Below are 19,310 nucleotides of genomic sequence, written 5' to 3' on the forward strand. Positions count from 1 at the left end.
AATGCAAACCTTATATGTGGGACGACCAGGCAAGGTCAAAGGCCTGTTCGTTCTGTTCAAGGTTGGTGATCACAAGGGAGGGCATGATCCAGGACTGGGCGTCATAATCCTTTGCTTCGGCAACTTTGATAACAGGGTAGGCTGTCTGCCTTGCAATTTTTTTGACCGTCAGGAACCGGGTGCTGTTCTCCCCTGCCGGAATACGGGTAAAGGCAAGGTGGTTGACGTTGTTCCGCTGGGCCGCCTTCTGGTAGTTTTCAAATTCTTCCAGGTTGTAAATTTTGCCCGGCACCACCTCCATCTGTCTGGTGGACCGGGTGTCCACATCCAGGGAAATATAGTATTTGTGGTCTTCGAAGTCGATTTCATACCCGTCGTACAGGGTGTAGACATTGCCCAGAAGGGTGATGAGTTTTTCAAAATGCTCGATCTTTTTGGCGTACCGTTCACCATCCGGGTTCTTGCCCACATGGTGGTAGTCTGCCATGAACAGGCAGTGTTCCGGCAGAAGGAGCATCTCGTTCTTGTTGAATTCCTTGAGAATGTGGCGCTGGATGGTGGTTTGTAAAAGTTTAGCCTTGGTGGGCCGTCCGGAAATGAGAAAATAGATGCCGTCCAGCTTTTTTTCTCGTCGCCATTCAGTTAAAAGGGCTGCCTGCTTGCCGAACAGGATTTCAAGGAACCGTGAAAAATCCTTTGCGATGAACCTTTCTGATTCCCACCACGGGTCCTCGTCCTCGGGCAATCTATTTGCAGCATAGAGTTCGGCAAAGTATTCACCGGCCTTTTTTTCTGAAAAAGACTCTTTGCGTTTCAGGGCTGTTGTGATGCCAAGGTCGGAATCCTGGTAGGAGTTGATCAAAAGGACGCTGGCATCGGTTGTGAGCCCGCCGATGTCAATGTGGCACACCACAAAGTTAAGGTCCTTTTTGTCCTGGTGTCTCAGCCGGTCCTGGGAAAAGAGGAACTCCACCTCTTTTAAATCCGGGATGCGGTCCTTGTCGCTGGAAAGTTCCCAAAAGGGCATATGCTTGATGAGGTTGAGAAAGTACAGTTCGCAGGCACCGTTTTCATCGGCTGAGATGTTGACAAAGGTTTTTCTGAGGTTGCGCAGGTTGCCCGGAAATAGCTGGTTCCATTTTTTATGGTTGGCAAGGTCCATGCATACGGAATAGATGTTTTCCCGGTAGCCGTTTCTGAGGTTTTCAATGAACAGATCCGGCACCGTGACACGGATTTCCGTGATAATGGGCACGGCAGGTCCGTTCCAGGGCCTGCCTTCCTTTGGCTCGGTAATGTATCTGAAACTCTCTTCCAGGACCTTGCGGATGTATAGTTTGAACTGGGGCACATTTCCTTTGTAGGCGGCAAACTTGCTGGCAAACACATACTTGGCGCTTTTAACGATCTGGCTTGAACTTACGTTTTCTTCGCCCATGTTTGAAATAAAGGCAAAATCGCGTTCGTCTCCGGACGGGGGATTGATGAATGCCGATGGAAATCCTTCGTGGAGTCCGTTGTTGCAGTGGACCACATATTGCCAGGAGTCGGTGATTTTGTCCCGGCCAAAGCTGCACGGCCAGCAGAGCACCGAGGTGCGGTAGGAGCCGAAGTCGATGAACAGGATATACTCCTCATGGTTTTTTATGTCCCTTGGGGTCCTGCCGGCAATGGTTTCGTAGTAAAGCTTGTCATCGTCTTCAAGTTCAATGTTGAACGGGTCAATCACGGGTTTTTTTCGTTTGAATAAATTAAACAGCATGGGTTACCTCCGCCAGGTTCTCTTCTTCCATGGTCTTTTCTTCCATCTTTCTTTCCATGAGGGTATAGTCCCCCCTGAGTAGTGCATTGGGCACATAGAGTTCTGCCATGTTCATGATGATATAGGGAAGATCCGCCTCCCGTGTGCCCAGAAAACCCTTGTTGTCGGGGTCAAGGCGCTGGCGCAGGGTTTCCCAGATGATTCCGGCAATGGCCTTGCTTCGGCCCGATTCCCGGAAAAACTGCTCCAGGTACTGGGAGAATATGGTTGTCCAGAATTCGTCGTGGTTTGAAATGATGCCTTCATGGGCATAACCCAGTTCCGACTTGAAAAATTGCCGCAGGCTTTGGTAGGTGTCGTTGAGGATGGCCTGGCGTATCCGTTCTTTGATCTCTTCGACCTCGTCATAGTTTGAGATGTCATGGAAGCAGTCCATGGCCCTGGCATGGATGGCCGAAGCCTCTAGGATCCAGGGTTTTAAGAACAGGTTGTTCAGGGCTTCCTGGATGTGGGGTGAGGTGCACAGCGCCTTGAGCAGGTGCCTGGACCAGGCGATTCCTCCGTCAACAGTTACCTGCTCTTTGATCTCTTCCAGGTTCTGGTATCGGGAGAGGTTTCGTATCCAGACATCCACATGGGGACCTTGGTCGCCAAAGGTGACGGGGTAGTCCTGGTTGCAGGGGTTGACCAGCTGGACAATGGTTTCAAAATCCCTGTAACTCTTAAAGTCTCCGGCAATATCGTTTTCCACATTGGTATTTCCACAATAGCTTGCAATGGCGCTTTCTCCCTGCATGGAGAGCACCAGGGGGAGCTTGTGGTGGGCATAGCTGGTTTTGAGAACTGTTCCATATTTTTTCAGGATGGCGTCCATGGGGTGGCCCGGGGGAATGGCGATTTTGTGCTGAAAGCAGGCAACGAGAATGCCGGGAAATTTCACAAGGGTTGCCAGCATGTTGGCCTGGAAGGTCTGGTGGAGTTTCTTCTGCCGGTCCATGGCATCGGCGCCCTCTTTGATACCGGGGTATTCAATGACGGGAATCGTCATGGGGGTTTCCCGGGCAGGCACCTCGACCTGGAGGAGATAGTCGTCGGGTTCTGCACCGTTGGAGAGGTCATAGAGGCGGTTAAACTGTTTCTGGTTGAGGTTCTGGCGCATGATGGCACCGGTTGAGATGCATAACTGGCTGATGACCACGCCGTCCACCTGGGAAGAGGGGGTCACAAGGCAGGGAACGGCTGTGTTTTCAGAGGTGTTACGCATCTTGACGGAAAAGAGCGATCTGAGTTCATCATTGTCGAAAAGGTCCAGCAGAAAGCTTGTCTTAAAGGATTTGTCTGTACCTGTAACGTGGATGTACACGGGGGTGTCCACCGACGGAACTGTTTTGAGGGCCCCACGGCAAAGCGCCACGATCTCCCTGGTTTTTTCCAGGTGGTTTTCAGGCACCCTGGACAGTTTATGAACCAGGGACTCGATTTCCTGGTATAGCTCCTTTAAACGATTTTGATCGGCGTTCATGAGATTAATTGGGTACTCCTTGATTCTTCTAATTTATTTGGACAATCTGATAATTCCCGTCACTGGATTTAATGATCTTAAGCTGATCCTTGCCCAGATCAATTTCCATGTCCGTGATGTCGTGTTTAAAGCTGAAGGTAATGCTGTCTTTAAATACCATAAATGAAAAGGGATTAAAAAGATTGACCGTGGCTTTTTCAAAAGTTACTGCCTGACCGTCGTTTAATTTCCCCCGGAAGCTGTCCTGGGGTTCAAACAGCTTGATGATTCCATATTTTCCAGGAGTGATGTTAATGGACTGGGTGGAGAAACTATCATCCTTGGAAAGCTGGACCAGGGTGGTGTTAACCTGGATGGGGTCGCGCTTGAGTGACAGGTTGTTGTTCCGTTCAAACGAGGATTTAGAGATCAGATTGGAAAGGACCAGGCTTGTGATGGGGTCATAACACTGGATGCCGTATTTCCCCTTTGAATCTCCCATGAGCAGTTCACGGTGGACGGTGACGGGCATTGGTTTTGAGACAGGCTTGAGGCCAAGGCTGGATATTTTATTTTTAAGCACTTCAAGTTTCAGTGTTTGACCCATGGTCTTTGTGAAATAGGTCAGGGAGGCGTCTGACAACTTTAACTCGGCGGCCTGGGCCTCGGTAAGACCGAACCAGGTGATATCCTTTGGCAGTTTGCCGTTGAGGAGCATTTCACCCAGCTGCTGGGGTATCATGGTAGCCTTGTCCTGCCTGAGAAATGCTGCAAAATCAAGCTGGCCGCCATCCTCCGCCCGGGTCAGAAGGTACCAGCTCATGTCCTTGAGGGGGGTTGCGATCCTCAGGGGGGTAAAGGTGTAGACGTCCTCAAGGAAATTTTTCAGCTTGTAGCTTATCCCGTCCTTTTCCAGGAGGTCTGAAAATTCATTGGTGTCACGCAGCTTGATGTAGTCCCGGTAGGTGACCATGTTTGTTGTCAGGAATTTAGAGATTTCAGCGTGCTTGAGATCAAGATCCCCCACCTTGAAGTAGAAAATATTGCTCGAGTATCCAGACTGTTTGCATGAATAGATGCGGGCGAGCATCTCAAACTGGGTCCCTTTAAGCTTTAGATCATAACGTTCCATGGCTGCTGCCACGTCCCGGTTGTAATTAAAATAGGCAAACAGGGCAAGCCGATAGGCCCTGTTGTTGTCCTCGGCCTTGTCCTCCTGGTAAAATTTCTGGTCCATGGATGCCAGGAGCTGGGTGACATATTCGGGGCGCAGCAGGTCGTCGGCTATTTTTTTGGTAAAGGGTCTCTCATCGTTCTTCCACGCAAAAACCTGGGGGAACACGGTCCTGTAAAATGACATTTCAGGCGAGTCAAGGGCAAATTCCATGGGTTTAAAGGGAAATCTTTTTTCAAGATAGAGGTATTTGTATACACCCAGCCCGGCCGCCGCCACAACAGCCACCGTTGCCAGGACGGTCAGAATCTGTTTGAGGTTCCTGGCTTTGATTTTATTTCCCTGGAGCAGGGTTAAAAGTGCCCGGGCCCTTTCCTGACCTGTACCCGCATCCCTGTGGACGATGTTTGCACCATAGGCAATAACGGGACCTTTTTTATCCTGGGGTCTGAAAAAGGCCCAGAAGGAGCCGATATTGTCCCCCCGGGTCACCCGGATCTTGAGGTAGTCAACGAATTCTTTTTTTTCAACCGGGGTGAGTTTGGACATTGGAACCGGTGCCATGTCCGGTTCCAGGGTGATGATGCCGTCAACATTGATAACCCGGACGTCCAGGTGTGATGTCACGCTCTGGTAACGCCGCACATCCTGGAAAAGACTGCAATCTCGTGGAATGAGGGTCTCAAAGGTTAATGGATGGTTGCGGATTTTTCTGATGGGGAGCTCAAATTCCTCAAAACGGCCCATGCACTTGTTCTCCTAATTATAGCTATTAAACCGGCCCATGCGTTACTGAAGACGGCCGGCAATGGTTGCCTGTGAAATAAAGATTAAAAATATATCATAAAACCATCTGTAATCTCAATGGTTTCTTTTGGCCCCTCCAGGGCTGGTCTGTGTAAATTCATCGTTCCGCCATGGGACCGTCCTTGACCGTTGGCTGAACCAGGACCGTGACTGGATGTCATCCATCGTTCCGGCCGTGCCGGTTTTTATATGAAACACCCACCAAAGCATTGTCAATGAAGGTGTTTCAAAATTCGTTGAGGCCAGAGCAGATTCATCGTTCCGGCTGTGCCGGTTTATAAGAAACTCATGTCGAAACATCATTATGAAAGTCTCGACTTTCGAGCCCTCTTTGGTTTCCCTGATCGGAACATTGTAAACCAAAGGGGATAGGATTTTTGTCCTTCCAGGCGTTAAAAAGCGCAGGCTGTTTGAGGACTTTAGCCCGCAGTTCCTGCGCTTTAGTCTGGAAGGGCAGAAATCCCCCCGACGTTTACCGTTCCGGTCAGGGTAACCAAAGGGGCGGAATGGTACTATCGCCTGCCCTGTATCCAAACCGGTAGGCGGAAACGGGTGTTACCCTTCTCTCATTCTCGCAGCCCGTCCGTGGGCTGCTCCGAGGAAAATGGCAACTCCTTGGGCGTCCATGCCCACCGTTGCCATTTAACCCGTTCAGGGTAACACCCGTTCCCACCTACCTACTGCTATCGAGTTTCATGCTTCGTTGTGTCCGCTAGGACATGTGGGTTATATGAAACACCCACCAAAGCATTGTCAATGAAGGTGTTTCAAAATTCGTTGAGGCCAGAGCAGATTCATCGTTCCGGCTGTGCCGGTTTATAAGAAACTCATGTCGAAACATCATTATGAAAGTCTCGACTTTCGAGCCCTCTTTGGTTTCCCTGACCGGAACATTGTAAACCAAAGGGGGTAGGTTTTTTGCCTTTCCAGGCGTTAAGAAGCGCAGGCTGTTTGAGGACTTTAGCCCGCAGTTCCTGCGCTTTAGTCTGGAAGGGCAAAAAGCCCTCCGACGTTTACCGTTCCGGTCAGGGTAACCAAAGGGGGCGGAATGGTACTATCGCCTGCCCTGTATCATCGTGTTTCATATTTCGTTGTGTCCGCAGGACATGTGGGTTATATGAATTTGGTTTGCTCTATTGGGGCAATCGGTATCCCCTTGTTCCATCCCATGCTGATTTCCAAAATTAAAATTGTTAAAAAAAAGGCCTTGACATCATCAAACGCCTCATGTAGGGATCATGGAAGAGAATTTGGAAGATCCCCGAGTACAGGCATTAATATAAACGACAGGAAGAATTCCGTGGCTCACTTTTTTGTAGACTATTATTGGTTTTATTTTTATAGCTCAGGTCTGCCCGGGGTGCGCTGAACTCTTTTAATTGAACAAAGCGATCAAAGCCGTGGGCATAACTCCCACGGCTTTTTTGTTTCAGGCCGTGGAGAAGCTCCTGCTCCACGGCCCTTTTAAACTTAACCTTTGACAGGAGACCGTACCATGCCACAGACCCATGATGTAAACGTTTTATCCTTTGAACCCCTGATTTCCCCTGACCACCTTAAAGAAGAACTGCCTATGACGGATGCGTCTACGGCAACAGTGGTTGAAAGCCGTGCAACCATCAGCAGGATACTCAACAGGGAGGATCCCCGACTTCTGGTGGTGACAGGACCCTGCTCGATCCACGATGAGACAGCGGCCCTGGAGTACGCTGACAAACTTAAACGGCTGAGCGAAAAGGTTTCAGATCAGATTTATCTTGTCATGCGGGTCTATTTTGAAAAACCACGAACCACTGTGGGCTGGAAGGGGTTGATCAATGACCCCAACATGGATGGCTCCTGTGATATGATTACCGGGCTGAGAAGGGCCCGCAAGCTGCTCCTGGACATAACAGGCATGGGGCTGCCTGCAGGGACCGAGATGCTGGATCACATTACCCCCCAGTATGTTGCAGGCCTTGTCAGCTGGGCCGCCATTGGCGCAAGAACCACCGAATCCCAGACCCACCGGGAGATGGCTTCGGGGCTTTCCATGCCCGTTGGATTCAAAAACTGCACGGACGGTGGTCTTGTCAATGCCTTTAACGCCATGGTGGCGTCAAGATCACCCCAGAGTTTTCTCGGTATTGATCCCGAGGGCCGGGCCAGCATCATTAAAACCAAGGGCAACCCCGGGGTCCATATTGTGTTAAGGGGAGGGGAACGACCCAACTACGACTGTGTCAGCATTGGCGAGGCCCTGACCCAGCTCAAGGCAAGAAAACTTCCCCAGGCCATCGTGGTGGACTGCTCCCATGCCAATTCCCGGAAAAAATTTGAAGGCCAGGCCGTGGTATGGAAGGATGTGCTGAACCAGCGACTGGGCGGCAATGACTCCCTGGTGGGAATGATGCTTGAAAGCAATCTCAACGAAGGCAGCCAGAGCTGTGCATCTGATCCTGAGGCGCTTGCCTACGGGGTGTCGGTGACCGACGAGTGCATCTCATGGGCGACCACAGAAGAACTCATCCTGTTTGCCCATGAACAGCTGAAACAGACGAACGGTTGAGGCGTGGGAATATAAATTTCAATCCTTTTGGAGACCTTTGATGAAAAAAATTGATATCACAGGGCGTAACGGCAGTTCCTGCCTTGCCATTGGCGAGCGCCTTGAAAACCTCGGGGCCTATATTCCTGAACAAACCATCATCATCACCGATTCCCAGGTTCGCTCCCTGTACGGTGATCAATTTCCCGCCTGTCCGGTGATCGAGATCGGACGGGGTGAGGCCATAAAAACCCTTGAAACGGTTCAGACTATTTTTCAACGCCTGGTGGAACTTGAGGTGGACCGTTCGGGATTCATTGTGGGCATTGGCGGGGGCATTGTCTGCGACATCACGGGCTTTGTGGCTTCAACCTATCTAAGGGGTCTTAGGTTTGGCTTTGTTTCGACTACCCTGCTTTCCCAGGTTGATGCCAGTGTGGGCGGTAAAAACGGTGTCAATTTCTCAGGATATAAAAACATGGTTGGGGTGTTTAATCAGCCTGAATTTGTTGTCTGCGACATGGCGCTGTTGAAAACCCTTCCACAACGAGAGATCGCCAGTGGACTGGGTGAGATTATAAAGCATGCCTGCATTGAGGATATGGCGTTGTTTGAATTCCTTGAAACCTCACGTGAAGCTGTTCTGGGACTTGACCCCGGTGCTGTGGAGCGCATGGTGCATGATTCTGTCCTGATCAAATCCGCCATTGTCAACCGGGATGAACACGAGCACGGGGAGCGCCGTAAGTTGAACTTTGGCCATACCTTTGGCCATGCCTTTGAGAAAATTCTCAAGATTCCCCATGGTGAGGCTGTGGCTGCTGGCATGGTGGTGGCTGCGGCCCTTTCTGTTGAACAGGGTTATTTAAACGCTGAAGCGGCCCAGCGCATTGAAAATCTTGTTGGCAATCTCCACCTTCCCACTCGGTTTACAATTGACCGGGGCAAGGTGATGGACGCCATGCGGCGGGATAAAAAACGCCAGGGTGAATCCATCAATTTTGTGCTGCTTGCGGGTATCGGTAAGGCCGTGGTCGAGTCCATACCCATTGAGGCTCTGGAACGCTTAATGGATCGGCTTAACCTTTGCTGATATCGCTTTTTCCGGGTTGTGGTTTGCTGGGGCCGAAAGATACAGATGGTGATCCTGATGGTGATTCAGGCAGGTCCTTATCGTCCTGACAAACAGGTCAAAGACCGGGGTTGTTTTTTTACGAAAAAGTCGTGAAATTTTTTTGAACATGGTTCGGCGAAGCCCCAGGGAGATTTCGAACTGAACACCCCTGTTTCGGCGATTTCGATTGCAGATGTTCCGGGGGCTGACGGCGGGAAAGCGGCTGAATGCGTTTGCATTGAAGCCTGCTTTGACGAGTTGCCGTTCCAGGTTCGCCAAAAGGGCTCTGTCCCGGCCGCCCAGAAAAATTATTTTTTCATTTTCCCGGCACCCGTGGATGGTTATAAGGGTCTGGGCCTGTTGGGCAATGGCGACTGCCCGTGGTTCGTCAAAATTGCAGCTCGTGATGTGCAGCACCTGGTTGCCGCTGGGTTTGATGCCGCTGAAGGTGTAAAAGGTATGGTCGCCTGCTGCAATTGCCTCGGCAATTTCAGTGGTTCCCGGTTCAATTCCCCCGCCATGGGGGGCCATGACGGCTGTCAAGGTTTTCCCCTGGTGGATACGAATGCGGTAATCCTTTCCCTCTACCTGGTCTTGGCTTAATTTTTCATAGGAGTTGTATTTTTCCATGGCTCACAATATGATAAGATTTTGTCTTGAGTTGATGGGCATTTGCAATGTTTCTGTGGATAGTTCATATAAAAATGGAGGATAGCATGGAAAAACGTTTCATGACAGCCAAAGATGGATTCAAGATAACAGTGGAGGTGGTTCCCCCGGCAGGTTTTGATCCAGAGCCCCTGCTGGAACAGCTTGTCTCCATTTCAGGCCTTGGATTTGACGGATTCAGCGTTGCCACCAATCCCGTTGCAAAGCCGTGCATGTGTGCCATGGCCATGTGTTCGCTCATCCAGGGACGCACGGGTAAACCCAGCATTCTCCACTGCACAACCCGGGATCATAACCGTCTCAGCCTCCAGGGCCAGCTGTGGGGGGCAAAGGCCCTTGGCATTGATACCGTACTGGCTGCCACCGGAGACATGGTAGCTAAAAAGGAGAGGAAGATAACCTCCACGGTTTCCGACCTTAACGTTTTTCAGCTGGCCGCCATGGCCGTTCAGTCCGGCATGGACACCGGGGTTGTATTTGACAGCCATCCTGAAATCAACGGGTTTGACCTGGCCGTTGACAGGCTCAGGAAAAAGGTTGACGCAGGCGCCGGGTTTGTGGTGACCCAGCCTGTGTATGACAGGGCTTCTGCCGAGCGCATTGCCGTTGCAACCCAAGGGCTGGGCATTCCGGTCATTCTGGGGATCCTTCCCCTGAGGACCTTGAAACATGCCGTTTTCCTCCATGATCGGGTGGCCGGAATTGCCGTGCCTGAATCGGTTCGTTCTGCCATGGCCTTGGCTGAAGATACCGTGGCTGAAGGGGCTTCCAATGCCTCAAAAATGCTCACCATTGCCAGGGAATCCTTTGCTGGCGCCTGTGTCATGCCGCCCTTTAACCATTATGAGGTGCTCCATTCGATCATCGGATAGGGGGAGGGGAATAATAATTAGATGTTCATGGACCAGGTGGTAGTGGCCATGGCCGGGCATTCGGTTTTGTTCATGGTCATGTCCGGCGTTTCCCTTGTGACCTTTTTCGGATCCCTTGTGGCGGTGCCATGGATTATCGGCAAAATGCCGGCCGATTATTTCATTCGGAGCAGACCGCGCCATGTCAGCCTGTTGATGCTGGTCGTAAGAAATGGCCTGGGGTTTGTTTTTGTGGCGGCTGGCATGGTCATGCTGGTCACCCCGGGACAGGGCCTGTTGACAATTCTTGTCGGGCTTCTTATCATGAGTTTTCCAGGAAAGAGACGCCTTCAACGTCGACTCTTAATGGTGAAAGGCTTGAGAAAGGCATTGGACTGGGTCAGGCGAAGACAGGGGCGCCCTCCCATGATGTTTGATCGTCCTGACAAAACTGATTTTTAGAAACACCTGGAGATATGTCAAAAAAATATAGATTCGTACTGTACAATATCCGGTATGGCACAGGTTCAGGGTGGCGGTTTCACACGCCGTTTCCCTATAGGGGTTACACCCGCAGGACAGACCGTCATTTTGGTTCAATTACCGATTTCATTGAATCCCTTGATCCGGATATTGTGGGACTCATTGAGGTGGACGGCGGTTCCAGACGATCCCGGGGGGTTAACCAGGCGAGTCAGCTTGCCGGTGTCCTCGGCCACTCTTTTCTGTTTGAGAGCAAGTATACCCGACCCCTTTTTTCAAAACATCTGCCCATTGTAAGATGGCAGGGCAATGCCTTTCTTTCAAAGAACGGTATCCTGAGTCAAAAATTTCTGTATTTTGACCAGGGCGTGAAGCGTCTTGTCATGGAGGTGGAACTCGATACCTGTGTGGTGTTCCTGGTTCATCTTTCCATCAAATACGCCCACAGGCAGAATCAACTCAGGGAGCTCCAGGTGCTCATCCATGGCCAGAAAAAACCAGTGATTGTGGCCGGCGATTTTAACAGCTTCCTGGGGCAGAGGGAACTTGCCCCCTTTCTTGAGGCCACCAGCCTTAAAAGTGCCAATACCGGCAGGCTTAGAACCTTTCCCAGCAGGGTGCCGCGGATGGAGCTTGATTTCATCCTCCACAGCCCCGAAATCATCATCCATGACCTTGATGTGCCCAGGGTCAGGCTGTCGGATCATCTGCCGTTAATTTGTGATTTCTCCCTGAAAGATCAGGCATAGACATATGGCCGACTGGAGAGCTGTGCTGCTCGTCCTGCTGTATGTGTATATTTTTATTACCATTTTTTATCTGCTGCTGGACAACAGGGAAACGGCAACCACCCTTTCCTGGCTTCTGGTGTTTCTGGTTTTTCCTTTTGTGGGTATTGTGTTTTACTTTCTGTTTGGTCGGGGGATGCGCAAAAAGGTTCGGAAAACCCTGTTGCGACAGAATCTTGAAGGTCGTCTTGCCGGGCAGGGACGGGCCATGGTCGAGCGGCAGAAATGGGTGATGGATGTGCTGTTGGGCCGGTATGTCACTCCTGTGGAAAAAAAAATAATCCGCCTGATGTATAGAAATTCCGATTCGATCCTCTCCTCGAAAAATAAGGTTCAGGTTTTTTTTAACGGCCGGGATAAATTCGATCAACTCCTGGAAGACCTGGAAAAGGCCCAAAGGTATATCCACATGGAATACTTTATCTGGAAAAACGATTATCTTTCCCAAAAGGTGGTCCAGGTACTCGAAGAACGGGTAGCCCAGGGGGTTGAGGTGCGTATCCTCTATGATGTTATCGGAAATTACCTTAACAGCAGGTACCGTCGGAAACTCAGGGCCATGGGAATAAAAATTTACCCCTATTTTAATTTTGCGTCCCCCTTGCGGATTCATACGTTGAATTACCGGAATCATCGAAAAATAGTGGTCATTGATGGGACCACCGGCTATCTTGGTGGGATGAACATGGGCGAAGAATATATTGACGGGGGCAGACGATTTCCCCACTGGCGGGACACCCACTTGAGGATACAGGGGGAGGCTGTGGCGGTCCTTCAGGAGGTATTCAACGTCAGCTGGTTTAACACGACCCGGGAAGAGCTCACCATGGAGAGCGATACCGCCTTTGACACCATGGAGGGAGAGCCGGTCCATGTTCAGATTACAACCTCAGGTCCGGATTCCGCATGGGAGTCGATCCAGCAGCTCTATTTTTTGCTCATCTCTTCAGCCGAGCATTCCATATACATCCATACGCCCTATTTTATTCCAGATGCCAGCATTGTCATGGCACTTCAAACAGCCGCCCTGGGCGGTATTGACGTGAGGATAATTTTGACGGGCCTGCTTGACAAACGACTTCCCTACTGGGCAGCCCTGACTTTTATCGGGGATCTTCTTACGGCCGGGGTTCGGTTTTTTTATTACACCCGGGGGTTCATGCACGCCAAAACCATTGTGGTGGATGACAAGTGCTGTTCAGTTGGAACGGCCAATATGGACATCCGCAGTTTTCAGCTCAACTATGAGATTAATGCGCTGATGTATGATGAAATATTGGCGGGCAAGATCGTTGCAATGTTCCACCAGGACCTTGAGTTCTGCCGGGAGTTCACCCGGGCAGATTACGACAAGATCAGCCGACCCAGCCAGTTGAGAAACTCCCTGGCACGTCTGTTTGCACCTCTTTTGTAATGTTTATAGCCCTTTAGTTGCCCTGCCAGATTGGAAATCGCCCCTTTTCTTGACTTTCCAACAAGGTTCTGGGTAGAGAATTATCATCATCAGGGATTGATCCGTAACGGACTGATAATATTAAGGAGGGTAGATGCACAGATTCAATACGATCAGGGCTAAACAGATGGCTGGATTCATGGTGATTGCATTTATTACGGCCTTTGTCAGCCTTGTCAGTTACAGCGGCATGAAAAACCTGGGAGACAAGTTCAGGGTTGTTATTGAATCCTCACCCCTCATAGCGTCCTGCCTGAATATGAAGCTTACCGTTGCCCAGGATACCATTGTTGTCATGAAAATGATGGCAGCCCTTGATACCGATGAGCTTGATGCCATGTGGAAGGAGCATGAGGCCAATTTCGCGCGGTTTGATCTTTATAAAAATGCCATTCTCCAGGGGGCTGAATTAGAAACAGGAATTATTTTTCCGGCAACAGATACGGGGTTGCGTACCATTGTGACTGAGGCAGGGGTGTTCCATGAACAAAATTTTCGTTCCGGATTTAAGGTGGCCTATGAACAGATGTTGAAGCAGTTATCGGCAGAACCCTATGATTATGAACTGCTCGATACCATTGACGAACGAATTATCGCCATGGGAGAGACACTTTCCGGGCAGTTGGATCAGGTTATCACCACGGCCCGGAAGGTGATTTATAGGGCTGAAAGGGGGGCTGAAAAGGAAAGGGCCAGGGCCGCGACGTTGTTGCTGGCTGCAACCCTTGGAGGAATAGCTGTTGCTTTTTTTCTTGGTCTCATTATTTCGGGAAAGGTTTCAGGTCCCGTGAAAAAAGCTGCTCAGTTTACTCAGACCATTGCCGGGGGTGATCTTACAAATGTTCTTGAAATCAGGCAGAAAGATGAGATCGGTGACATGGCTGCTGCCATGAACCATATGGTAGCTGGCCTTTCCGGTATTTTCAAGGATATTTCAACAGGGGTATTCACCCTGAATGAAACCGTTTCAAATCTCTCTATTATTTCCGATAGACTCAAGATTGGTGCGGAAGATCTATCCAAAAAATCCGAGTCCGTGGCAACTGGATCAAGAATCATGAACGAGGGTATTTCGTCCATTTCATCGTGTGCAACACAGTCTTCCACCAACCTTTCCATCCTTACTGCCGCCATGGCGGAGATGGACGCCACGGTCAATGAGATTGCAAAAAATACAGGGAAAGCAAGAACGATTACCCGGTCCGCCGTGGAAGCGGCTGAAAGTGCCTCTTTGAAGATTCATGCCCTTGGCACCGAGGCAGAGGAAATAGGGCAGGTGACCGAGGTGATTTCCGAGATTTCCGGTCAGACCAACCTTTTGGCCCTGAATGCCACCATTGAGGCGGCCCGTGCAGGGTCTGCCGGTAAGGGTTTTGCCGTGGTGGCAACCGAAATTAAGGCCCTGGCCGGGCAGACGGATGCGGCGGCCCGTGACATTGCGGAAAAAATCACCAGAATTCAACAATCAACAAGGGGAGGAGTCACGGAAATAGGAGAGATCTCCAATGTGATCAGGGAGGTGGATGAGATTGTATCGGCGATTTCCGATGCCATTGAGGAGCAGACCGTTACCTCAAGCCAGATTGCACAGAATATTGCCGAAGCTGTCCAGAGTGTCAATGACACCAACAAAACCATTACAGAGTCTTCCCGGACTTCTGCCCGGATGGCAGTGGATGTTGCCGGCGTAAACGTGAATGTTCAGGATGTCACAAACAGCAGTCGTCAGGTCAGTGACAATGCAATGAAACTCACCGATTTCGCAGCCGGTCTTACGGAGATGTTAAGCCGGTTCAAGGTTTAATCCGGCGTATCAGTCCTTCCTGGGCCACCGTGGCAACAAGGTGTCCGTCCCGGGTGAACACCTTGCCGATGTTCATTCCCCGCCCCTTGCAGGCACTGGGGCTCTTCATCACGTAGAGGAGCCAGTCGTCCATCCTGAATGATCTGTGGAACCATATGGCGTGATCAAGGCTTGCCACCTGCATGTCCGTTGTCCAGAATGACTTTCCATGGGGGTAGAGTGAGGTTGATACCAGGTGGAAATCCGAGGCATAGGCCAGCATGTACCGGTGGGTTGCAATGTCTTCGGGCATGGTTGAGATGGCCCTGAACCAGACAAATTTCTCCGGGGGCATGATCTTGGGATCAAAGGGGTTCACGGGATTGACCACCCTGATTTCTATGGGTTTTTCACAAAGCAACCGGTCAAACAGTCTGGGCGGCGATGTTTTGGCCAGCCGTTTGGCCATTTCAAGCTCAGGCTCTATTCCGTCGGGTCCTGGAATATCGGGCATGGTCTCCTGGTGGTCAAAGCCTGCTTCTTCCTTGTGAAAAGAGGCGGACATGGAGAAAATGGCCCGCCCGTTTTGAACGGCCACCACCCTTCGTGTGGTAAAGCTTTTTCCGTCCCTGATGCAGTCCACCGTATAAACAATGGGTTTTGTGGCATCCCCGGGCCGCATGAAATACCCATGCATGCTGTGGGCCTGGAAAAGAGGATCAACGGTTTTTGAGGCCGCTGAAAGGGATTGGCCAAGTACCTGGCCCCCAAAGACATTGCCAAATCCAAGATCCTGGCTCTGCCCACGAAATATGTTTTGTTCAATGGGTTCGAGATCAAGCAGAGTCAGAAGTTCGTCGAGCACGTTTCCCTGGGAGCATTCATTCATTAGAGTTCCTTTGTCCGGGGAGGGTTTATTTTGTTTCCCCTGTTGTGAAAAAATGATAATGAGCTGGGTAATCAACCAAGGTATTTGTGGCTTCCCCAAAAAAATTTAAACATACCACCGTTGCAGATTCCATATCAAGCTGAAAATTTTCATTGACATTGAGCCTTAAAATTCCGGATAGTGGTACAAGATGTAACGTCTCCATTAAATCAACAGTAAAGGAGAGGCTTATGTCAAAGAAAAAGCATCTATATTCAGAAGAGACCCACATTGTCCACGGCATTGAACATTCCCACACCACAACCATGGACCTGGTACCTCCCATCCACATGACATCCACCTTCAGGTTCGAGGATTCAGACCATGGGGCAGGGGTGTTTGACGGAAGTGCAGGGGGATACGTTTATACCCGGATAGGAAATCCAACCGTGGATCTTTTTCAGGAAAAACTGGCCCTTTTAGAGGGGGGTGAGGCCGCCGTTGCAACGGCGTCCGGCATGGCAGCCATTGCAGGGACCGCCATGGCCCTGGCAGGCCCGGGTGATAATTTTGTCGCCTGCAACGCTGTATATGGTGGCACCTTTGCCCTTTTCAACAATCATCTGCGGACCTATCACATGGAGCCACGGTTCATAGCCCCCTGTAACGCCAACACCCTGGGCCGGGTCGATGCTCTTATTGACAGGCAGACTCGTTTTTTGTTCATGGAGACGCCGGCCAATCCGACCCTTGACGTGATCAATATTGAGCTGTGGGCCTACCTTGCCGATCAGCACGGCATTCCCCTTGTGGTGGACAATACCTTTGCAAGCCCCTATCTTCAGAAGCCCCTTGCCCTGGGAGCCGAGATTGTGGTTCATTCGGCTACCAAATATCTTGGGGGCCACGGCGACATCATCGGTGGGATTGTTGTGGGGGGAAAAAAGTGGATCCAGCAGATTAAAGCAGACTACATGGACCATTTCGGGCCGAGCATGAGCCCGTTTAATGCCTGGCTGATTTTAAGGGGTTTGAAAACCCTTGCCATTCGAATGGACCGCCACAGCACCACCGCCTTAAAGGTGGCATCCTGGCTTGAAAAACATCCCCGGATTAACCGGGTGTACTATCCGGGGCTTGCCTCCCATCCCGAACATCTGCTTGCAAAAAAACAGATGAAACAGTTCAGCGGCATCCTGGGATTTGATCTAAAAGGGGGACTTGAGGCGGGAAAAATCGTTATGGACAATGTGAACCTGTGCACTCTTGCCGTGAGTCTCGGGGACTGTGAAACCCTGATTCAGCATCCGGCCACAATGACCCACGCCACTTATTCCAACGAAGAACTCAAGGCGGCCGGCATTAGCCCAGGCCTGGTTCGCATCAGCATCGGTCTTGAACACCCCGATGATATTATGAACGATCTTGAAACGGCATTTTCCCTGATAGGGCCATGACCTGATAGAATCATGACCCAGATAGCCATAGCCTGATCGTTTAAACAATAAAGAACGGAGGGATCCAAAATGGTTGTTTCTGAAGTTATTGACAGCCATGGGAATAAAGCACCATCCGGTCGAGTCTGGCCGGACTGGTTTCCACTTCTCAAGGCTTTTCGCAATTGCGACAAGAAAAAAACAGTATGGCAGTTAATCTCAACGATTATCCCCTATTTCTCGTTGTGGTATTTGATGATTCAATCCATTCAACAGGGGTATTCTTATCTGTTGACCCTGGCCCTGGGTGTTGTTGCTGCAGGGTTTCTGGTTCGGATTTTTATTTTGTTCCACGACTGTGTCCATGGATCTTTTTTTGCCTCAAAGGGGGCCAATACTTTTTGGGGGCATTTTCTGGGGGTCTTGGTGTTCACCGCCTATGAAGACTGGCGTTACAGCCATCTTCGTCACCATGGAACTTGTGCAAATCTGGATGCCCGGGGGCTTGGCGATATCTGGACCATGACCGTCAGGGAATATGAATCTGCATCCACCCTTGTTCGGCTCCAGTACAGGATTTACCGCAATCCCCTTGTGCTGATGGTGGCTGGTTCTCTGTTGAGTTTTCTTGTGGGCAACAGGTTTCCCACCCGGGGGGGAGGGGCCAGAGCGCTCAGGAGCGTTATTCTGACCGATCTTCTTATCCTTGCCGTGGGGGGTGGGGCCTGGGCGGTGATGGGCTGGAAAACCTATCTCATGATCCAGATCCCCGTGCTGTGGATTGCCGGAATAGGCGGTATCTGGCTGTTTTACGTCCAGCACCAGTTCAAGGGAAATTACTGGGCCCGGAAGCGAGATTGGACGCCTCTGGATGCGGCCATGCAGGGGAGTTCATTCTATAAATTACCGGCAATCTTGAACTGGTTGTCAGGCAGCATCGGGTATCACCATATTCATCACCTGAGTCCCAGAATTCCAAACTATAACCTGAAGCAATGCTATGGTTCTGTTCCTGCCCTGCAGGCTAAAGAGCCGATAACCATGATGAAAAGTCTTGCCTGCCTCCGGGTTAAACTCTGGGATGAGGAGGGCAAAGACATGGTTGCATTTAATTGATCAGGGACAGATCAATTATCTGTCCCCTTTCATTTGTTTAACTTATCTTTTGTGGCATTCGTTGCAGCGTATGGGGCCGAATTTCTTACCTTCAGCCTTGTACGCCTTGTGACAGGCGATGCATGTGTCGTTCATGACCTGTTTCCGTTTCAAGGTCTTCTGGGTTTTCATTTTTTTAATGACCCCAAGTTCCTTGGGAAAAACGTCATGGCAGGCCTTGCAGTCGCCCAGGGTCTCCTGGTGAAGTTTGTGGGGGAAATCAATCTCTCCCTTGCCACCGCCGTCCAGGGCAAATTTATCAGCTCCCATGGTGTTTGCAGTAACCCCGATCACGGCAATTGATACCACCATGGCAAGGCCCATAATCACTATTTTGACTATTTTCATTTTTTCTCCTAATTTACCAGTTCTCGCACACGAGTTCAAAATATCCAACGGGCTTGACGCAGGCAGGACATTTGTCCGGTGCCTCTTCTCCTAGGTGGATGTAGCCGCAGCTCAAACATCGCCATTTCTTTTGTTCAGGACGTTTGAATGCCTGATCCCGTGCAAGGTTTGCGGCAAGTCCGCGATAGATCTTTTCATGCTGCCTTTCGGCTACGCTGATTGCGTTCAGGGTGTCTGCGGCCCGCTGGAAACCTTCGTCCTCAGCTGTTTTTGCAAATTCCGGGTACATGCTCGTGTGAACAAGGTGCTCAAGAACTGCCGCAGACAAGAGGTTTGATCGGGTATCCTCGATTACCCCAGCTGGAAAGGTCCATGTGATTTCAAGATCTCCACCGTTGAAAAATTTAAAAAAACGCAGGGCGTGTTCACACTCCTGCCCGGCTGTTTCATCAAATATCCTGGCGATCTGGATGTACCCGTCAGTCCGGGCCCGGTCTGCAAAAAAATTATACCGGGTTCGGGCCTGGGTTTCCAAAGAGAACGAGATAAGCAGATTTTTTGCTGTTTTGCTTTCCCGAAATGCGACCATGG

The 19,310-nt window shown here is 50.5% G+C and carries 17 protein-coding genes; 9 read left to right on the top strand and 8 right to left on the bottom strand.

Going from position 1 to position 19,310, the window contains the following annotated elements; all coding sequences use genetic code 11:
- Positions 1 to 10 precede the first annotated feature (10 nt).
- From HRM2_RS02925 to HRM2_RS02935, 3 genes are read right to left on the bottom strand one after another with little or no spacing between them, the layout of a single operon-like run.
- Positions 11 to 1,762, bottom strand: coding sequence for a hypothetical protein (locus tag HRM2_RS02925; protein ID WP_012662966.1), 1,752 nt, complete (start codon positions 1,760 to 1,762; stop codon positions 11 to 13).
- On the bottom strand, positions 1,752 to 3,284 hold the full coding sequence (locus tag HRM2_RS02930; RefSeq protein WP_012662967.1) for a hypothetical protein: 1,533 nt from the start codon (positions 3,282 to 3,284) through the stop codon (positions 1,752 to 1,754). The genes HRM2_RS02925 and HRM2_RS02930 overlap by 11 nt, the downstream gene beginning before the upstream one ends.
- Before the next feature lie 28 nt (positions 3,285 to 3,312).
- Positions 3,313 to 5,184, bottom strand: coding sequence for a hypothetical protein (locus HRM2_RS02935; RefSeq protein WP_012662968.1), 1,872 nt, complete (start codon positions 5,182 to 5,184; stop codon positions 3,313 to 3,315).
- Positions 5,185 to 6,739: 1,555 nt separating this feature from the next.
- Between HRM2_RS02935 and HRM2_RS02950 the strand changes: the two genes are divergently transcribed.
- Both HRM2_RS02950 and aroB read left to right on the top strand, forming a co-directional pair.
- On the top strand, positions 6,740 to 7,792 hold the full coding sequence (locus tag HRM2_RS02950; RefSeq protein ID WP_012662970.1) for a 3-deoxy-7-phosphoheptulonate synthase: 1,053 nt from the start codon (positions 6,740 to 6,742) through the stop codon (positions 7,790 to 7,792).
- Positions 7,793 to 7,832: 40 nt separating this feature from the next.
- Positions 7,833 to 8,864: a 3-dehydroquinate synthase gene (gene aroB, locus HRM2_RS02955; RefSeq protein WP_012662971.1), complete on the top strand. Its 1,032-nt coding sequence runs from the start codon at positions 7,833 to 7,835 to the stop codon at positions 8,862 to 8,864.
- Here the strand turns inward: aroB and HRM2_RS02960 are convergent.
- The gene (locus HRM2_RS02960) at positions 8,838 to 9,515 is read right to left on the bottom strand and encodes a poly-gamma-glutamate hydrolase family protein (protein ID WP_012662972.1); all 678 of its coding nucleotides are present in this window, start codon (positions 9,513 to 9,515) and stop codon (positions 8,838 to 8,840) included. The genes aroB and HRM2_RS02960 overlap by 27 nt on opposite strands.
- Positions 9,516 to 9,601: 86 nt before the next feature.
- Here HRM2_RS02960 and HRM2_RS02965 point away from each other — a divergent pair, with 86 nt between their 5' ends.
- The 5 genes from HRM2_RS02965 to HRM2_RS24890 all read left to right on the top strand — a co-directional run bounded on the left by HRM2_RS02965 (position 9,602) and on the right by HRM2_RS24890 (position 14,933).
- Positions 9,602 to 10,426, top strand: a complete 825-nt coding sequence (locus HRM2_RS02965; protein ID WP_012662973.1) for a methylenetetrahydrofolate reductase — start codon at positions 9,602 to 9,604, stop codon at positions 10,424 to 10,426.
- Between the two features lie 21 nt (positions 10,427 to 10,447).
- Positions 10,448 to 10,867, top strand: a complete 420-nt coding sequence (locus tag HRM2_RS02970; protein ID WP_232364178.1) for a PGPGW domain-containing protein — start codon at positions 10,448 to 10,450, stop codon at positions 10,865 to 10,867.
- Positions 10,868 to 10,881: 14 nt separating this feature from the next.
- Positions 10,882 to 11,637, top strand: a complete 756-nt coding sequence (locus HRM2_RS02975) for an endonuclease/exonuclease/phosphatase family protein (protein ID WP_012662975.1) — start codon at positions 10,882 to 10,884, stop codon at positions 11,635 to 11,637.
- 4 nt (positions 11,638 to 11,641) lie between these two features.
- Positions 11,642 to 13,090: a cardiolipin synthase gene (cls, locus tag HRM2_RS02980; protein WP_012662976.1), complete on the top strand. Its 1,449-nt coding sequence runs from the start codon at positions 11,642 to 11,644 to the stop codon at positions 13,088 to 13,090.
- A 133-nt stretch (positions 13,091 to 13,223) separates the two neighbouring features.
- Positions 13,224 to 14,933, top strand: coding sequence for a methyl-accepting chemotaxis protein (locus HRM2_RS24890; RefSeq protein ID WP_012662977.1), 1,710 nt, complete (start codon positions 13,224 to 13,226; stop codon positions 14,931 to 14,933).
- Here the strand turns inward: HRM2_RS24890 and tesB are convergent.
- Positions 14,923 to 15,801, bottom strand: coding sequence for an acyl-CoA thioesterase II (gene tesB, locus HRM2_RS02990; RefSeq protein WP_012662978.1), 879 nt, complete (start codon positions 15,799 to 15,801; stop codon positions 14,923 to 14,925). The two genes, HRM2_RS24890 and tesB, sit on opposite strands and share 11 nt — an antisense overlap.
- Before the next feature lie 25 nt (positions 15,802 to 15,826).
- On the bottom strand, positions 15,827 to 16,006 hold the full coding sequence (locus HRM2_RS27505) for a hypothetical protein (RefSeq protein WP_232364179.1): 180 nt from the start codon (positions 16,004 to 16,006) through the stop codon (positions 15,827 to 15,829).
- 25 nt (positions 16,007 to 16,031) lie between these two features.
- Between HRM2_RS27505 and HRM2_RS02995 the strand changes: the two genes are divergently transcribed.
- Complete coding sequence (locus tag HRM2_RS02995) at positions 16,032 to 17,237, top strand: trans-sulfuration enzyme family protein (RefSeq protein WP_012662979.1); 1,206 nt, start codon at positions 16,032 to 16,034, stop codon at positions 17,235 to 17,237.
- A gap of 69 nt (positions 17,238 to 17,306) precedes the next feature.
- Positions 17,307 to 18,332, top strand: coding sequence for a fatty acid desaturase (locus HRM2_RS03000; RefSeq protein WP_012662980.1), 1,026 nt, complete (start codon positions 17,307 to 17,309; stop codon positions 18,330 to 18,332).
- Positions 18,333 to 18,374: 42 nt separating this feature from the next.
- On the opposite strand, the gene HRM2_RS03005 is transcribed toward HRM2_RS03000, so the two are convergent.
- Positions 18,375 to 18,719, bottom strand: a complete 345-nt coding sequence (locus HRM2_RS03005; RefSeq protein ID WP_012662981.1) for a cytochrome c3 family protein — start codon at positions 18,717 to 18,719, stop codon at positions 18,375 to 18,377.
- 13 nt (positions 18,720 to 18,732) lie between these two features.
- Positions 18,733 to 19,308, bottom strand: a complete 576-nt coding sequence (gene rbr / locus HRM2_RS03010; protein WP_012662982.1) for a rubrerythrin — start codon at positions 19,306 to 19,308, stop codon at positions 18,733 to 18,735.
- Positions 19,309 to 19,310 lie beyond the last annotated feature (2 nt).

Source organism: Desulforapulum autotrophicum HRM2, assembly GCF_000020365.1.
Taxonomy (GTDB): Bacteria; Desulfobacterota; Desulfobacteria; order Desulfobacterales; family Desulfobacteraceae; genus Desulforapulum; species Desulforapulum autotrophicum.

What these genes read in the sequence shown, in the direction of transcription:
- HRM2_RS02925 (WP_012662966.1), bottom strand. Translation starts at nt 1,762, where the DNA reads ATGCTGTTTAATTTATTCAAACGAAAAAAACCCGTGATTGACCCGTTC.
- HRM2_RS02930 (WP_012662967.1), bottom strand. Translation starts at nt 3,284, where the DNA reads ATGAACGCCGATCAAAATCGTTTAAAGGAGCTATACCAGGAAATCGAG.
- HRM2_RS02935 (WP_012662968.1), bottom strand. Translation starts at nt 5,184, where the DNA reads ATGGGCCGTTTTGAGGAATTTGAGCTCCCCATCAGAAAAATCCGCAAC.
- HRM2_RS02950 (WP_012662970.1), top strand. Translation starts at nt 6,740, where the DNA reads ATGCCACAGACCCATGATGTAAACGTTTTATCCTTTGAACCCCTGATT.
- aroB (WP_012662971.1), top strand. Translation starts at nt 7,833, where the DNA reads ATGAAAAAAATTGATATCACAGGGCGTAACGGCAGTTCCTGCCTTGCC.
- HRM2_RS02960 (WP_012662972.1), bottom strand. Translation starts at nt 9,515, where the DNA reads ATGGAAAAATACAACTCCTATGAAAAATTAAGCCAAGACCAGGTAGAG.
- HRM2_RS02965 (WP_012662973.1), top strand. Translation starts at nt 9,602, where the DNA reads ATGGAAAAACGTTTCATGACAGCCAAAGATGGATTCAAGATAACAGTG.
- HRM2_RS02970 (WP_232364178.1), top strand. Translation starts at nt 10,448, where the DNA reads ATGTTCATGGACCAGGTGGTAGTGGCCATGGCCGGGCATTCGGTTTTG.
- HRM2_RS02975 (WP_012662975.1), top strand. Translation starts at nt 10,882, where the DNA reads ATGTCAAAAAAATATAGATTCGTACTGTACAATATCCGGTATGGCACA.
- cls (WP_012662976.1), top strand. Translation starts at nt 11,642, where the DNA reads ATGGCCGACTGGAGAGCTGTGCTGCTCGTCCTGCTGTATGTGTATATT.
- HRM2_RS24890 (WP_012662977.1), top strand. Translation starts at nt 13,224, where the DNA reads ATGCACAGATTCAATACGATCAGGGCTAAACAGATGGCTGGATTCATG.
- tesB (WP_012662978.1), bottom strand. Translation starts at nt 15,801, where the DNA reads ATGAATGAATGCTCCCAGGGAAACGTGCTCGACGAACTTCTGACTCTG.
- HRM2_RS27505 (WP_232364179.1), bottom strand. Translation starts at nt 16,006, where the DNA reads ATGGAGACGTTACATCTTGTACCACTATCCGGAATTTTAAGGCTCAAT.
- HRM2_RS02995 (WP_012662979.1), top strand. Translation starts at nt 16,032, where the DNA reads ATGTCAAAGAAAAAGCATCTATATTCAGAAGAGACCCACATTGTCCAC.
- HRM2_RS03000 (WP_012662980.1), top strand. Translation starts at nt 17,307, where the DNA reads ATGGTTGTTTCTGAAGTTATTGACAGCCATGGGAATAAAGCACCATCC.
- HRM2_RS03005 (WP_012662981.1), bottom strand. Translation starts at nt 18,719, where the DNA reads ATGAAAATAGTCAAAATAGTGATTATGGGCCTTGCCATGGTGGTATCA.
- rbr (WP_012662982.1), bottom strand. Translation starts at nt 19,308, where the DNA reads ATGGTCGCATTTCGGGAAAGCAAAACAGCAAAAAATCTGCTTATCTCG.